At 58.5% G+C, this 13,863-nt stretch carries 14 protein-coding genes and 1 pseudogene; 8 read left to right on the top strand and 7 right to left on the bottom strand.

Annotated features, from left to right (window positions below; translation table 11 throughout):
- Nucleotides 1–173 precede the first annotated feature (173 nt).
- Both AC1D2P_RS27970 and AC1D2P_RS27975 read left to right on the top strand, forming a co-directional pair.
- Nucleotides 174–788: an RNA polymerase sigma factor gene (locus AC1D2P_RS27970; protein ID WP_109787971.1), complete on the top strand. Its 615-nt coding sequence runs from the start codon at nucleotides 174–176 to the stop codon at nucleotides 786–788.
- A complete protein-coding gene (locus AC1D2P_RS27975; RefSeq protein ID WP_046033328.1) occupies nucleotides 782–1,018 on the top strand; it encodes an anti-sigma factor family protein in 237 nt (78 codons plus the stop codon). Before AC1D2P_RS27970 ends, AC1D2P_RS27975 begins: the two co-directional genes overlap by 7 nt.
- A gap of 134 nt (nucleotides 1,019–1,152) precedes the next feature.
- Here AC1D2P_RS27975 and AC1D2P_RS27980 read toward each other — a convergent pair whose 3' ends face one another.
- Nucleotides 1,153–2,484: a putative porin gene (locus tag AC1D2P_RS27980; RefSeq protein WP_046033329.1), complete on the bottom strand. Its 1,332-nt coding sequence runs from the start codon at nucleotides 2,482–2,484 to the stop codon at nucleotides 1,153–1,155.
- A gap of 281 nt (nucleotides 2,485–2,765) precedes the next feature.
- Here AC1D2P_RS27980 and AC1D2P_RS27985 point away from each other — a divergent pair, with 281 nt between their 5' ends.
- Nucleotides 2,766–3,890, top strand: coding sequence for a GNAT family N-acetyltransferase (locus AC1D2P_RS27985; RefSeq protein WP_223522424.1), 1,125 nt, complete (start codon nucleotides 2,766–2,768; stop codon nucleotides 3,888–3,890).
- Between the two features lie 15 nt (nucleotides 3,891–3,905).
- Here AC1D2P_RS27985 and aqpZ read toward each other — a convergent pair whose 3' ends face one another.
- From aqpZ to AC1D2P_RS28010, 5 genes and pseudogenes are all read right to left on the bottom strand, one after another.
- Entirely contained in the window at nucleotides 3,906–4,604 is a 699-nt protein-coding gene (gene aqpZ, locus AC1D2P_RS27990) for an aquaporin Z (RefSeq protein WP_109787974.1), read from the bottom strand.
- Nucleotides 4,605–4,856: 252 nt separating this feature from the next.
- Entirely contained in the window at nucleotides 4,857–6,689 is a 1,833-nt protein-coding gene (locus AC1D2P_RS27995) for an ABC transporter ATP-binding protein (protein WP_046033332.1), read from the bottom strand.
- 93 nt (nucleotides 6,690–6,782) lie between these two features.
- Complete coding sequence (locus tag AC1D2P_RS28000; protein ID WP_046033333.1) at nucleotides 6,783–7,340, bottom strand: peptidylprolyl isomerase; 558 nt, start codon at nucleotides 7,338–7,340, stop codon at nucleotides 6,783–6,785.
- Between the two features lie 3 nt (nucleotides 7,341–7,343).
- Nucleotides 7,344–8,149 (bottom strand): annotated as a pseudogene (locus tag AC1D2P_RS28005) (alpha/beta fold hydrolase).
- A gap of 14 nt (nucleotides 8,150–8,163) precedes the next feature.
- Nucleotides 8,164–9,087, bottom strand: a complete 924-nt coding sequence (locus AC1D2P_RS28010; RefSeq protein ID WP_046033335.1) for a PA3225 family LysR-type transcriptional regulator — start codon at nucleotides 9,085–9,087, stop codon at nucleotides 8,164–8,166.
- A gap of 48 nt (nucleotides 9,088–9,135) precedes the next feature.
- Between AC1D2P_RS28010 and AC1D2P_RS28015 the strand changes: the two genes are divergently transcribed.
- The 4 genes from AC1D2P_RS28015 (at nucleotide 9,136) to AC1D2P_RS28030 (ending at nucleotide 12,030) form a co-directional block, all read left to right on the top strand.
- Nucleotides 9,136–9,465, top strand: coding sequence for a hypothetical protein (locus AC1D2P_RS28015; protein WP_046033336.1), 330 nt, complete (start codon nucleotides 9,136–9,138; stop codon nucleotides 9,463–9,465).
- Between the two features lie 231 nt (nucleotides 9,466–9,696).
- Nucleotides 9,697–10,296 (top strand): FMN-dependent NADH-azoreductase, encoded by a 600-nt coding sequence (locus tag AC1D2P_RS28020; RefSeq protein ID WP_109787976.1) that lies wholly within the window; start codon nucleotides 9,697–9,699, stop codon nucleotides 10,294–10,296.
- A 346-nt stretch (nucleotides 10,297–10,642) separates the two neighbouring features.
- Entirely contained in the window at nucleotides 10,643–11,521 is an 879-nt protein-coding gene (locus tag AC1D2P_RS28025; protein WP_477758088.1) for a carboxylate/amino acid/amine transporter, read from the top strand.
- Entirely contained in the window at nucleotides 11,518–12,030 is a 513-nt protein-coding gene (locus AC1D2P_RS28030) for a MepB family protein (RefSeq protein WP_460163490.1), read from the top strand. Before AC1D2P_RS28025 ends, AC1D2P_RS28030 begins: the two co-directional genes overlap by 4 nt.
- Nucleotides 12,031–12,075: 45 nt before the next feature.
- Here AC1D2P_RS28030 and AC1D2P_RS28035 read toward each other — a convergent pair whose 3' ends face one another.
- Nucleotides 12,076–12,963, bottom strand: coding sequence for a LysR family transcriptional regulator (locus AC1D2P_RS28035; RefSeq protein WP_046033340.1), 888 nt, complete (start codon nucleotides 12,961–12,963; stop codon nucleotides 12,076–12,078).
- Nucleotides 12,964–13,121: 158 nt separating this feature from the next.
- Here AC1D2P_RS28035 and AC1D2P_RS28040 point away from each other — a divergent pair, with 158 nt between their 5' ends.
- Nucleotides 13,122–13,766 (top strand): hydrolase, encoded by a 645-nt coding sequence (locus tag AC1D2P_RS28040; protein WP_109787980.1) that lies wholly within the window; start codon nucleotides 13,122–13,124, stop codon nucleotides 13,764–13,766.
- Nucleotides 13,767–13,863 lie beyond the last annotated feature (97 nt).

Consider the following 13,863-nt stretch of genomic DNA (forward strand, 5'->3'; position numbering starts at 1 on the left):
GCGTGCTACTGCGCAAGCGTTAATCGAGTGTTATTGAGCGTTTTCCTTGAGTTGTGATGAAGTTTCCTACATTCGTAACCGTCAGGACGCTGTAACTTTCGGAAATGACAGCAGGACAACCTTTGGGTGACGTCCTGTTGTAGTCAAATTCGAGTTCAGAACAAGGAAACTGTTTGATGGCGGCTGATGACGCGCAATTGCTGGAACGATTGCTGGCAGGGGAGCAACGCGCTTTCAAAGAGCTGGTCAGCACCTACCAGAGCGCGATGCGCGCGGTGGCGTATGCCATTGTCGGCAGTCGGCATGCCGACGAAATAGTGCAGGATGCGTGGCTGTCGGTGGTGCGTAACCTGAGCAAGTTCGAAGGGCGTTCGAGCCTCAAGACCTGGTTGCTGACCATCACCGCCAACGCGGCCAAAGGTCGCTACAAGCAAAACCGCCGCGAGGTGCTGCTTGATGACATTCCATCCCCCCACGGCACCATCGATGACGATCGTTTCTCATCCGGCGATGGCCATTGGCTGGTGGCGCCGTTTGCCTGGCATCAGGACACCCCGGAAGCGCTACTGCTCGAAAACGAGCTGCGCACATGCCTGGACTATACGTTGCTCAGTCTGTCGGAACTGCAACGCAGCGTGTTATTACTGCGCGAGCGTCAGGGGCTCGAGCTGGAGGAGATCTGTAATCTTTTGGACATCTCGCTCTCCAATGTTCGCGTGCTGCTGCATCGGGCACGGTTGAAGGTATTTGCGACCGTGGAGCATTTTGAGGAGACAGGGGAATGTTGACCTGCAAGGAACAAGTGGCACGTTCCAGCGATTATCTCGACGGTCAGTTGAGCTTTCGCGAGAAGTTGATGGTTCGGCATCATCTGATGTTCTGCCGTAATTGCCGGCGGTTCATTCGTCAGATGCGGCTGATGCAGGCGACGTTGCGTGCCATGCCGGAAGAAACGGTGCCAGACGTCGATGCACTGGCTGAACGTCTCGCTGCCGAGCGTCGCAAGGACAATCCGTAGCAGAGGATATTTATCGCGCGGATCAAGAAACAGGCTCGCGTGGATGAACCGAACGGATGATGGGGATCAATCCATCCACGCCAGACTGTAAAAGCGGCCCGGGCTTCCTTGCCCGGGTCGTGTAGCGGGGTAAATCAGAACTTCGCTTCAGCATCCAGTTGCAGGGTGTTGATGTCGGAATCGGTCTTCTTGATGCTGGCGTTGGTGTAGTCGGAGTTAGCCATGAAGTACGTGGCGCCGAGGTTGAAGTTCTTGTCCAACTCGTAACTCACTTTCAGCTTGCTGCCGCGCGAACCGGTGTAGCCGTTGGCGAAGTCGGAGTCGGTGAAGGCACCCACCACAGAGTTCTGTTGGACGTCGCGGTAGTTGTAGTCCACTGCGAAGCCGTAGAACTTGGACTTGACGCCGGCCAACCAGCCAGTGTCCTGGTCGTTGCTCGCGTCTTTGTTGTTGACGTACTGACCGTACAACGAAAGCGGTACTGGCAGGTTGGTGAAGTCGAGCTGACCAAAACCTTCATACAGCTTGAACGTTTCGCCCGGGCTGTTGCCGTTGACGGCCAGTGCGCACGGCGCGGTGACGGTGCCGGTGGTCGGGCAAGCACTGTTGCTGTCGTTGTCATACGAGTAGATGCTGCCGCCCAACGTCATTTTCATGCTGTCGGTGATGGCGAAGCGTGCACCCAACTGGCCGGCGTACAGACGCAGGTCATGCTTGAACTGCACGCCTTCACCGTCGACGTTGTCCTTGAGGGTGTAGTGACCGGCGCTACCGAACAACTCGGTGCTGCCGCTCAGCGGGTATTTGTAGGTCGCAGCCAGGCCTTCCGGGTTGATGTCGCTATCCCAGATGATGTCGCCCATGCTCACCCATTGCTGTGGCATCTTGCCGCCAACCAGGTGCAGGTTCTTGATCGCGTCAGGGTGGTAGTCGACGTAACCCTGGTCCAGCCAGATCGACTTCTTGTCGAAGTAGTTGTTCAGGTCCTGGTTGGTGGAACGGGCATCGTCGTTGTTGCCGGTGGCGATACGGATGCCGGTGTCGACTTGCGGGTTGATTTCGCTGTAGGCACCGAGGCGGGCACGAATGCGCTGACGATCCTGGTCTTTGTTGTTTGGAACGCCATCGTTGTGCACGGTTTCCTCACGGAAGCGCACGTCGCCCTTGAATTGGGTCTTGGCAGCCCACGCCAGTTTCTGGTCGAAGGTGCTCAGTTCAGTGGTTTTCTTCGCGGTTGCTGCGATCTGCTCGTTGGTCTCTTGCTGAGCCTGACGGGCGATTTGCTGATCTTTCTGATCCCGGGCCAGTTCAGCTTGCAGTTCACTGTACTGCGCAGTGGTAATCGAGCCGTTAGCCTTGAGCATGTCGAGCAGTTTGGCGTCGACTGCGGCGCTGGCCGAAACGCTCATGGCCAGCAACAGCCCGCCACACAGGGCCGCCGCAGTTTTCGTGGAAGCAAGACGCATATCAATCTCCGAAGATGAGAGTGGATGACTGAGCCATCCAGGGCACAACCGACCATTGATGGACGGAAAACAGTGGCCGGGTATAACCCGGCGCTATAAAAACAGGCGCCAGTATCGCGATGGTTTATGACAAGGCAGTGGCGAAGTGATGGCGTCTAGATGACGATAAAAAGGCTGTTTGAACTTTTTCTTCGGACGTTTGTCGGCGAAACGCGTGTGTGCAATCGGTGGCGATAAGCGATACTCGCGAGGCTTTCACGCAAGAAGTGGAGAGGAAGTTGATGCCGCTGCAACGTTTGGAAAATCTGTCTGAAATCGCACCCCAGGCCTGGGACACCCTGGTGCCTGAGAATCAGCCATTTCTGCGCCACGCCTTTCTCAGTGCGCTGGAAGACAGTGGCAGCCTGGGGCCGCATTCCGGCTGGCAGCCCGAGCATTTGTTGCACATGGAAGGTGATCGGCTGATCGCCGCGCTGCCCAGTTACCGCAAGTGGCATTCTTACGGCGAGTACGTGTTCGATCATGCTTGGGCCGATGCCTGTGAGCGAGCCGGCATCGACTATTACCCCAAATTATTGACCGCCGTGCCCTTCAGCCCGGTCAGCGGGCCACGGCTGCTGGCGGCCAGCGTCGAGGACGGTTTCGAGTTACTCAAGAGCTTGCCGGGGTATCTGGAGATTGAAGAGCTCTCCAGCGCGCACATCAATTTCACCGATTCGTTTACGGACGCGGCACTGGCCGAACAACCCGGTTGGTTGCAGCGAATAGGCTGTCAGTACCACTGGCAAAATCGCGGCTATCGGGACTTTCAGGACTTCCTCGACGTCCTGAGTTCACGCAAGCGCAAGCAGATGCGCAAAGAACGTGAACAGGTAGCGGGGCAGGGGATTGAGTTCGAATGGCTTGAGGGGCGGCAACTGGATCAGGCGCAGTGGGATTTCGTCTACGCCTGCTATGCCAATACCTATGCGGTACGTCGACAAAGGCCTTACTTGACGCGCGAATTCTTCAGCCTGCTGGCCGAACGCATGCCGGAATCGATTCGGGTGGTGTTGGCCAAACAGGGCTCAAGACCGGTGGCCATGGCGTTCAGTCTGGTGGGGGGCGACAGTTTTTACGGTCGTTACTGGGGTTGTCTGGCCGAGTTTGATCGACTGCATTTCGAGACCTGTTTCTATCAGGGCATGGATTATGCGATTGCCAACGGCTTTCAGCGTTTTGACGCGGGTGCCCAGGGCGAGCACAAACTGATTCGCGGGTTTGAACCGGTGATCACGCATTCCTGGCATTACTTGCGCCATCCCGGCCTGAAAGCAGCGGTCAAAGATTTCCTGCAGCAAGAGCGCGTTGGGGTGTTGGCGTATGCCGAGGAGGCGAGGACCGCCTTGCCTTATCGGCAAGACTGATCCTCGTCCCAGGCCTTAAGTGTCTTCCTTGCCCAGCCACCGATAGAGCACACCGCCGACTATCGCGCCCAGCAGTGGCGCCACCCAGAACATCCACAGTTGTTGAATCGCCCATCCGCCGACGATCAGTGCCGGGCCGGTACTGCGCGCCGGGTTGACCGAGGTGTTGGTGACCGGAATCGAGATCAGGTGGATGAGAGTCAGCCCCAGGCCGATGGCAATAGGGGCCAGTCCAGCCGGAGCGCGTTTGTCGGTGGCGCCGAGGATGATCAGGATGAACATCGCCGTCATCACCAGTTCACAGACAAAACCTGCCGCCATGGCATAGCCGCCAGGGGAATGTTCACCATAACCGTTGGATGCCAGGCCACCGGCCAGGTCGAAACCGGGTTTGCCGCTGGCAATGAAGTACAGTAATGCGGCTGCAATTATCCCGCCGATGACCTGCGCAATGATGTACGCCGGCAGCTCCTTGGCGGGAAAGCGTCCACCGACTACCAACCCCAATGACACGGCCGGGTTAAGGTGACAACCGGAGATATGGCCAATAGCGAACGCCATGGTCAGCACCGTCAACCCAAACGCCAGGGACACCCCCAGCAAACCGATCCCCACCTCCGGGAAAGCGGCGGCCAGCACCGCACTGCCACACCCCCCCAGCACCAGCCAGAACGTACCAACCAACTCTGTCGCTGATCGTTTGAATAGAGACATAGAGCGTGCCCTTTCGAGGTTTTACTGTCTATCGCATCCAGCAGATGGACTGCAGAACCATCACCAGAACCTTGGCTGAGTACAGCAGGGTTTCAAGAGAATTCCAGCAGGTAGCCGAGGGCCGATCGTTCCCACGCTCTGCGTGGGAATGCTTCAAGGGACGCTCTGCGTCCAGTGACGCGGAGCGTCACCGGCTGCATTCCCACGCAGAGCGAGGGAACGATCAGACAGGATCTGTGGTGAGAACAAGACTCAATCGATGCCGACAAAGCCTCCGGTCTGGTGCTGCCACAACCGTGCATACAACCCGCCATGGGCCAGCAGTTCGGCGTGGGTGCCGGTTTCGGCAATCTTGCCGTTTTCCAGAACCACCAGCCGGTCCATCCGGGCGATGGTCGAAAGTCGGTGAGCGATGGCAATCACGGTTTTGCCCTGCATCAGGGTTTCCAGGCTTTCCTGGATCGCTGCTTCCACCTCCGAATCCAGTGCCGACGTGGCCTCGTCCATGATCAGGATCGGCGCATCCTTGAGCAGCACGCGAGCAATCGCAATACGCTGGCGCTGACCCCCGGAGAGTTTCACCCCGCGTTCACCGACATGCGCATCGAAGCCGGTGCGGCCTTCGGCATCGGACAGCAAGGGGATGAACTCGTCGGCGCGGGCCTTGTGGACCGCGTCCCAGAGCTCTGCGTCGGTGGCGTCGGGTTTGCCGTACAGCAAGTTGTCACGGATCGAACGGTGCAACAGCGACGTGTCCTGGGTGATCATGCCGATACGCTCGCGCAGGCTTTCCTGGCCGACATCGGCAATGTTCTGGCCATCGATAAGGATTCGCCCGCCCTCCACGTCATACAGACGCAGCAGCAGGTTGACCAAGGTCGATTTCCCGGCACCGGAGGGCCCGATCAGGCCGATCTTTTCACCGGCCTTGATGCTCAGGTTGAGGTCGCCGATGATCCCGCTCTTCTTGCCGTAGTGGAAATCCACGTGCTCGAAACGCACTTCGCCACGGGCGACGGCCAGCGGTTTGGCCTCGTCCCGATCGGTCACGCTGACCGGTTGCGAGATGGTCTGCAAACCGTCCTGGACCATGCCGATGTTTTCGAAGATGCCCGTGACCACCCACATGATCCAGCCGGACATGTTGACGATGCGGATCACCAGGCCAGTGGCCAGGGCAATCGCGCCCACGGAGATCAGCGACTGCGTCCACAGCCACAGCGCCAGGCCGGTGGTGGTGACGATCAGCAAGCCGTTCATGCTGGTGATGACCACGTCCATGCTGGTGACCACGCGGCCAGCCAGTTGGGCCTTTACCGTCTGTTCTTCGATCGCTTCCTTGGCGTACTGCTGTTCGAAATTGGTGTGGGCGAACAGCTTCAGCGTGGTGATGTTGGTATAGCCGTCGACGATCCGTCCCATGAGTTTGGAGCGTGCATCGGAAGACACCACCGAACGCTCCTTGACCCGTGGCACGAAGTAACAGAGCGCGCCCATGTACGCCGCGATCCAGCTCAGCAACGGGATCATCAAGCGCCAGTCGGCTTCGGCAAACAACACCAGTGAACTGATCGCATAGATCAGCACGTGCCAGAGCGCATCCACCGCTTGCACGGCCGAATCGCGCAGCGAGTTGCCGGTCTGCATGATGCGCTGGGCGATGCGCCCGGCGAAGTCGTTCTGGAAGAAATTGAGGCTCTGTTTGAGCACGTAACTGTGGTTCTGCCAGCGGATCATGCTGGTCATGCTGGGGCTCAGGGTCTGGTGCACCAGCAAGTCATGCAGGCCAACGAACACCGGGCGCAGGATCAGCGCCACCACGGCCATCCAGGCCAGTTCAATGCCGTGTTCCTTGAAGAAGTCGGCACCGGGCGTGCCTTGGGCGAGGTCGATGATGCGGCTCAGGTAGCTGAACAGCGCCACTTCGATCAGTGCGCCGAACAGGCCGACGATCAGCAGGGCGGCGAAGCTTGGCCAGACCTGCTTGAGGTAGTAGGTATAAAAAGGGAGAACGCGATCCGGCGGAGCGGCCGTCGGGGCGTCGCGAAACACGTCGATCAGTTGTTCAAAACGGCGATAAAGCATCAGTTTCTCGCCCGTAAACGGGCTCTCCTTTAAACGGTTTGAGCGTTGCCGGCAAAACCGGCAACGGCTCTGACATCCCTGTCCAGCTTAGTCTCAGTCGATGCGCTTGGCCGACTTGATGAGGACCGGGTCGGCCGGCACGTCTTTCATGCCACCACGTACAGTGGTCGGCGAGTTGACGATGATGTCGACCACGTCCATGCCTTTGACCACTTTGCCGAACACGGCGTAGCCATCGCCCTGATCAAGGAAATCGTTGTCCTTGACGTTGATGAAGAACTGGCTGGTGGCCGAATCAGGCGCCGAGGTGCGTGCCATGGACAAGGTGCCACGAACGTTGACCAGACCGTTCTTGTGTTCGTTCTTGATCGCGTCCTTGGTTTCTTTTTGTTGCATTTGTTGGGTGAACCCGCCGCCCTGGACCATGAATCCAGGAATCACACGGTGGAAAATCGTGTTGTTGTAGAAGCCGCTGTCGACGTAATCAAGAAAGTTCTTGGTACTGATCGGCGCCTTGACCGGGTCCAGCTCGATTTCAATCTGGCCGTTGGTGGTTTCCAGCAGAACGTGCGGCGCCTTGGCAGGCGTCGCAGCCATCAGGTTGGCAGCAAACAGCACGGAGCCGGCGACGAGGGCGATTTTTTTCAGCATGGGTCAGTGATCCTGAGTGGGGTGGTGTCGACTGCGGTGAGAAACTCGAGCAGTGTGTGGTTGAAGTGTTCGGGCTGGTCCAGCGGGGTGGCGTGGCGCGAATCGGCGATCACCACCAGCCGCGCATCGGGCAGCAGTTTTACATAGGTTTCCTTCAGTGCAACCGGGGTGTAATCACGGTCGGCACTGACGATGAGGGTTGGACAGGAGACCCTCGAAAGTCGTTCCTGGACTCCCCAGCCAACAATGGCATCGAAGCTGGCGAGATAAGCATGTTTGTCGTTTTTTGCCCAGCGCGCGGCCATTTTTTGTCGCAGGTTCGCCTGTTCCGGTTTCGGAAACAGCTTGTCGCCGAGGGCTTTGCCGATGGTACCCAAACTGAGGACGCGCATCAGGCTCCAGCGTTTGAGCCACTGCCAATAATCGTCGCGACTGCGTAATTTGACCTGTGGCGCACTATTCACGATGGTCAGGCTCTTGAGTAATTGCGGTTGATCCACGGCCAGTTGAAAACCGATCATGCCGCCCATCGACAGCCCCACGTAGTGCACCGGGCCGAGGTTCAAATGTTCGATCAGCGCGATCAGGTCAGCGCTGAAACCGGCAATACTGTAGCGCTCGCGGGGCTTGTCGGAGCGACCGTGGCCACGCACATCCGGGACGATCACCCGGTAGCGCGCAGACAGTGCAGGAATCTGCATTTCCCAGTCCAGCGTGCTGGAACCCAGGCCGTGGACCAGCAGCAACGGCGTGCCATGGCCATATTCCTCGTAGTGCAGGTTGCAACCTTCATGTTCGAAATAGGCCATGCAGATACTCCTTATCAGGCTTGTTCAGGGGCGGCGAAAGGCGCGTCCAGCGGTGCGGTGTCGAAGGTGCGCAGCAGTTCAATGAGAATCTGCGTCGCCGGCCCCAAGGGTTTGTCCTTGTTCGAATACAGGTAAAAACTCGGGTTGCGGCTGCCGCCCTGATCCAACGGTAGCAGCTTGAGCGTGCCTTCCTTGAGTTCTCGTTCGATCATGTGCCGGGGCAGCCAGGCGAACCCCAGGCCGCTGCTGACAAACGTCGCGGCGGTGGCCAGGCTGCCGACGGTCCAGCGCTGTTCGGCTCCAAGCCAGCCGACGTCGCGCGGTTGTTGCCGACCGGAGTCGCGGATCACCACTTGCATCTGGCTTTCCAGGTCCTGGAAATTCAACTCACGGTTGAGGCGGTGCAGCGCATGTTCGGGATGGGCCACTGCGACGAATTCTACGTCGCTCAACTCCGCTCCCAGATAACCCGGGATGCTCAATCCCGTGATCGCCAGGTCGGCCACACCTTCGAGCAAAACTTCCTCCACGCCCGAAAGCACCTCTTCACGCAGGCGAACCCGGCAGCCGCGGCTTTGCGGCATGAACGCGGTCAAGGCGCGGACGAGGCGGGCGCTTGGGTATGCCGCGTCGACCACCAGTCGCACTTCGGCTTCCCAGCCTTGCTCCATATGATGGGCCAGGTCTTCGAGCTGACTGGCCTGTTTCACCAGTTGCCGGGAGCGACGCAGCAACACGCCGCCGGCTTCGGTCAGCACCGCTTTGCGACCGTCAATGCGCAACAGCGGCACGCCGAGCTGGTCTTGCATGCGGGCCACGGTGTAGCTCACCGATGATTGCGAGCGGTGCAGCGCTTCGGCGGCCTGGGCGAAACCACCGTGGTCGACCACGGCTTGCAATGTTCGCCATTGATCAAGGGTCACGCGGGGCGCTTTCATGAATGGCTCCTCTTGTCCTAAGCTGGCAGCCCTTTTGGAGACTGCTGAATGAAAAAGCTTTGCTGTGTGGTATCGGGTTGTGTGCTGCTGGCGATGCTGCCGCTGACGGCGTTTGCTTATCCGATCGATGTGCAGAAAAAACTCAACGGCTTGAAGATCGATTACGAGACCTTCGATACGGATAACGACATCGGCTCCATCCGGGTGGCTAACTACGGCGACGTCGATGCTACCTGCAAGGCGGTTTTCAGCAATGGCCCGGAAGCACCGCGTACGCGCACGATCGATGTGCCTGCCGGCAAACATAAAAACGCCACCGCGAAGTTCACCCGCAGCATTATCAAGCTGCGTATCGAGCTGACCTGCACCCCGAAATGACTGCAATCTCTTGTAGGCGCTGAGCTTGCTCGCGATAGCGGTGTGTCATTTAATTTGATGTCGGCTGACGCACCGCTATCGCGAGCAAGCTCAGCTCCTACAAAGGCATGCTCAGCTTATAAACGAATTAATTGATGGGTTATAGCAGTTATTTGCGCTTTTTCATCGATTTGACTCTGTTTAATCTTCACTCCATCGACTTACAGCATTCTCAGATGGAGCCTACAACCTATGTCACGCGTTCTGATCATCGAAAGCAGCGCCCGCCAGCAAGACTCGGTTTCCCGTCAGCTGACCCAGACCTTCATCAGCCAGTGGAAAGTCGCCCATCCGGCTGACCAGATCACTGTTCGTGACCTGGCCGTCAACCCGGTGCCGCACCTGGACATCAATCTGTTGGGCGGCTGGATGAAACCGGCCGAGCAACGTAGCGACATCGAACAGGCATCACTGGAACGCTCCAACGAGCTGACCGATGAACTGCTGGCCGCCGATGTGCTGGTCATGGCCGCACCGATGTACAACTTCGCTATTCCCAGCACGCTCAAAGCCTGGCTCGACCATGTGTTGCGTGCCGGCGTGACCTTCAAATACACCGAGACCGGCCCGCAAGGTCTGCTCAGCGGCAAGCGTGCCTACGTGCTGACCGCTCGCGGCGGGATCTACGCAGGCAGCACATCGGATCACCAGGAACCGTACCTGCGTCAGGTCATGGGCTTCATCGGCATCCACGACGTGACCTTTATTCATGCCGAAGGCATGAACCTGGGCGGCGACTTCCAGGAGAAGGGCTTGAACCAGGCCAACGCCAAGCTTTCTCAGGTCGCCTGATCCTTTAATCGCCAGATAATCACTGGATGGTCTAGTGACCTGGCGCAACCCCTTCACGGCTTTACGCGCATCGAACCTCCCTTTGCACTTTTTGCTCCTGAGTGCTGTCGCCCGATTGAACGCTTTAGCGAGATCGGGCTTTTTTTTGCCTGCGATTTGATGGACACACACATAACCCTGTAGGAGCTGAGCTTGCTCGCGATAGCGGTGTACCCGCCGACATCCATGTTGAATGTGGCACCCTCATCGCGAGCAAGCTCAGCTCCTACAGGGCTGTGTGTCGCCTGACGATTCGCTGTGACGGGTAAAACCCGCTATCGTCGCCGCCATTCGAAATGAGGCGAGCATGGGCTATCTACTTTTTGTCACGCTGATCCAGGCGTTTTCCTTCAGTTTGATCGGCGAATACCTGGCCGGTCACGTCGACAGTTATTTCGCAGTACTGGTGCGCGTAGTGCTGGCGGGACTGGTGTTCATTCCGTTGACGCGCTGGCGTTCGGTGGAGCCTGCGTTCATGCGCGGCATGCTGTTGATCGGCGCGTTGCAGTTCGGCGTGACGTACGTGTGCCTGTATCTGAGCTTCCGGGTACTGACGGTGCCGGAAGTGTTGCTGTTCACCATCCTCACGCCATTGCACGTGACCTTGATCGAAGACGCGCTGAACCGGTGTTTCAATCCGTGGGCGTTGATTGCCGCAGTGGTGGCGGTGATGGGCGCAGCGGTGATTCGCTACGACCGGATCAACCCGGATTTCTTCATGGGGTTCTTGCTGCTGCAACTGGCCAACTTCACCTACGCTGCCGGCCAGGTGCTTTACAAGCATCTGGTGGCCCGCCATCCGAGCGATCTGCCGCATTACCGGCGATTCGGTTACTTCTACCTGGGGGCATTGGCGGTGGCATTGCCGGCATTCCTGCTGTTTGGCAAACAAAACTTCCTGCCCGAAGCGCCGCTGCAATGGGGCGTGCTGGTGTTCCTCGGCCTGGTCTCGACGGCGCTGGGTTTGTATTGGTGGAACAAGGGCGCCTGCCTGGTGAGTGGCGGGACGCTGGCGGTGATGAACAACCTGCACGTGCCGGTGGGGTTGTTGATCAATCTGCTGATCTGGAATCAGCATGAGGAGTTGGGACGGTTGCTTCTCGGTGGGTCGGTGATTTTGATGGCTGTTTGGATCAGTCGGTTGGGCATCAGACAAGACATTCAGGCGATGCGGGAACGATCGTGACGGACCTTCCACACGAACTAGCCGCCGCCATTGAGCAGATGTACAAGCCAGCAGGCATGGCATTGACGCAGCAGGCTCAACGCGAGCTGGAGAGTACCGAGTACGGAGCCTGTCGCCTTGGCCTCGATCATCAGGGAGTGGTCTTCCGTGTGGCGAAAACCACGCCAACCAAAATTGGCCAGTTCGTTACGCTATGGAAGCGGCCGACATCGACCAGCGAGATTGCACCGTTCGACACCGGCGATGGCGTCGCCTTTGTGGTGGTGAGCGTTGCTGATGACACGCTCCGCGGGCAGTTCGTGTTCGATCAGAAGATTCTGGTCGCCAAAGGGGTCATGTCGATTGACGGTAACGGTGGCAAACGCGCAATTCGTGTCTACCCGCCCTGGGCCAGGCCCGTCGCAAAACAGGCGATCAAGACGCAGCAATGGCAGCTGAAGTATTTCGTCGCGCTTGAGCAGAACGGTAGCGCCGACGCGGAGCAGGTGCGCCGACTCTTCGGAAAATAGACACTTGCCCTGTGGGGGCGAGCCAGCTCCCACAGGGAATCTGCATTATTTCTCCGCCAGCTGCGTCACCAGAAACTCAATAAACGTCCGGGTCTTCTGCGGGACTCGACGTGCCGAAGGGTACACCGCGTTAATCGTGATCGCGGGCGCCTGCCATTCACACATCACTGGCACCAGGCGGCCAGCCGCCAGCGCATCCTCGACAATGAAATTGGGCAGCAGGGCGATGCCCATCCCGGCTTCGGCCGCCTGAGCGAGCAAGTCGCCATTGTTGGCATGCAACGGGCCGGTCACGTTGACCCGTTGAGTTTCCGTGCCATTACACAGCTGCAAGCTGACGCCACTTTGCAGGTACCCGTAGTTGAGGCACTGATGGGCGCGCAGGTCTTGCGGGGTCTGCGGTATACCGGCACGTGCCAGATAAGCCGGGGACGCCACCATGATTCGTGGTGCCGGTGCCAGTTGCCGGGCAATCATCGTCGAATCCGGCAGGCTGGCGATGCGGATGGTCACGTCGAAACCACCGCGTACCGGGTCCACTTGCTGGTCGCTCAATACCAGTTGCAGTTCGATGTTCGGGTGCTGTTCATGAAACAGCGGAATCAGCGGCCCCAGCCGGCGCAAGCCGAAGGACATTGGCGCATTGACCCGCAACACCCCGCGCAATTCGCCAATGCCATTACGCGCTCGCTGTTCAGCCTCGTCCAGCGACGCCAGCACCTCGCGTGCCGCGTCGAAGTACTCGGCGCCCGCCTCGGTCAGGTGCAGGCTGCGGGTGGTGCGCTGCAACAGTTGCACGCCGATGGCTTCCTCCAGCGCCTGAATCTGTTTGCTGACTTTTGATCGCGGCACATCCATTGCCCGGGCAGCGGCGGCGAAGCCGTTCTCGCCGACCGTGACGACGAAGGCGCGCATGCATTCGATGCGGTCCATGATTGTCCCTGTTTTAGAATCAATGATTCTCGATTTTAGGTAATTGTCCCTTTTGTGGCTAGCCCCTAAAGTGACATCCAAGCCGACAACAAAGCCGCTGACGGCAACGTCGACTCACTCATTACTCACCTGAATATCGACATCAAAAGGAACGCGCCATGTCTATCCGTGAACTGCTCAACCCAACCAACTCCGCCCTGATCCTGATCGACCACCAGCCACAAATGGCGTTCGGCGTGCAGTCGATCGACCGTCAGACCCTGAAGAACAACACAGTCGGTCTGGCCAAGGCTGCGAAGATCTTCAACGTTCCGACCATCTACACCTCGGTCGAAACTGAAAGCTTCAGCGGTTACATCTGGCCTGAGTTGCTGGCTGTTCACCCGGATCAGAAGCCGATCGAGCGCACCTCGATGAACTCCTGGGAAGACAAGGCGCTGGTTGATGCGGTGAAAGCCACCGGCCGTAAAAAACTGATCATTGCGGCGCTGTGGACCGAGGTCTGCCTGACCTTCCCGGCACTTGAAGCGTTGGCAGAAGGCTACGAGGTGTACATCGTCACGGATGCTTCCGGCGGCACCACCAAGGAAGCGCACGACATGTCGGTGCAGCGGATGATTCAGGCCGGTGCGGTGCCTGTGACCTGGCAACAGGTACTGCTTGAGTACCAGCGCGATTGGGCACACAAAGACACTTATGAAGCCGTGATGGGCCTGGTGYTGGAACACAGCGGCGCGTATGGCATGGGCGTGGATTACGCGTACACCATGGTGCACAAGGCGCCGCAGCGTCAGGTCAAGTAATCCGCCAACCTTGGAAACAAATGCAAACCCCTGTGGGAGCGGGCTTGCTCGCGAAGGCGAAGTGTCAGTCGACATCTACATTGACTGACACACCGCC

It is taken from the genome of Pseudomonas sp. P1_F1_2 (assembly GCF_056405815.1).

What these genes read in the sequence shown, in the direction of transcription:
- aqpZ (WP_109787974.1), bottom strand. Translation starts at nt 4,604, where the DNA reads ATGTCTCTATTCAAACGATCAGCGACAGAGTTGGTTGGTACGTTCTGG.
- AC1D2P_RS27975 (WP_046033328.1), top strand. Translation starts at nt 782, where the DNA reads ATGTTGACCTGCAAGGAACAAGTGGCACGTTCCAGCGATTATCTCGAC.
- AC1D2P_RS27985 (WP_223522424.1), top strand. Translation starts at nt 2,766, where the DNA reads ATGCCGCTGCAACGTTTGGAAAATCTGTCTGAAATCGCACCCCAGGCC.
- AC1D2P_RS28020 (WP_109787976.1), top strand. Translation starts at nt 9,697, where the DNA reads ATGTCACGCGTTCTGATCATCGAAAGCAGCGCCCGCCAGCAAGACTCG.
- AC1D2P_RS28035 (WP_046033340.1), bottom strand. Translation starts at nt 12,963, where the DNA reads ATGGACCGCATCGAATGCATGCGCGCCTTCGTCGTCACGGTCGGCGAG.
- AC1D2P_RS28000 (WP_046033333.1), bottom strand. Translation starts at nt 7,340, where the DNA reads ATGCTGAAAAAAATCGCCCTCGTCGCCGGCTCCGTGCTGTTTGCTGCC.
- AC1D2P_RS27995 (WP_046033332.1), bottom strand. Translation starts at nt 6,689, where the DNA reads ATGCTTTATCGCCGTTTTGAACAACTGATCGACGTGTTTCGCGACGCC.
- AC1D2P_RS28025 (WP_477758088.1), top strand. Translation starts at nt 10,643, where the DNA reads ATGGGCTATCTACTTTTTGTCACGCTGATCCAGGCGTTTTCCTTCAGT.
- AC1D2P_RS28015 (WP_046033336.1), top strand. Translation starts at nt 9,136, where the DNA reads ATGAAAAAGCTTTGCTGTGTGGTATCGGGTTGTGTGCTGCTGGCGATG.
- AC1D2P_RS27980 (WP_046033329.1), bottom strand. Translation starts at nt 2,484, where the DNA reads ATGCGTCTTGCTTCCACGAAAACTGCGGCGGCCCTGTGTGGCGGGCTG.
- AC1D2P_RS28010 (WP_046033335.1), bottom strand. Translation starts at nt 9,087, where the DNA reads ATGAAAGCGCCCCGCGTGACCCTTGATCAATGGCGAACATTGCAAGCC.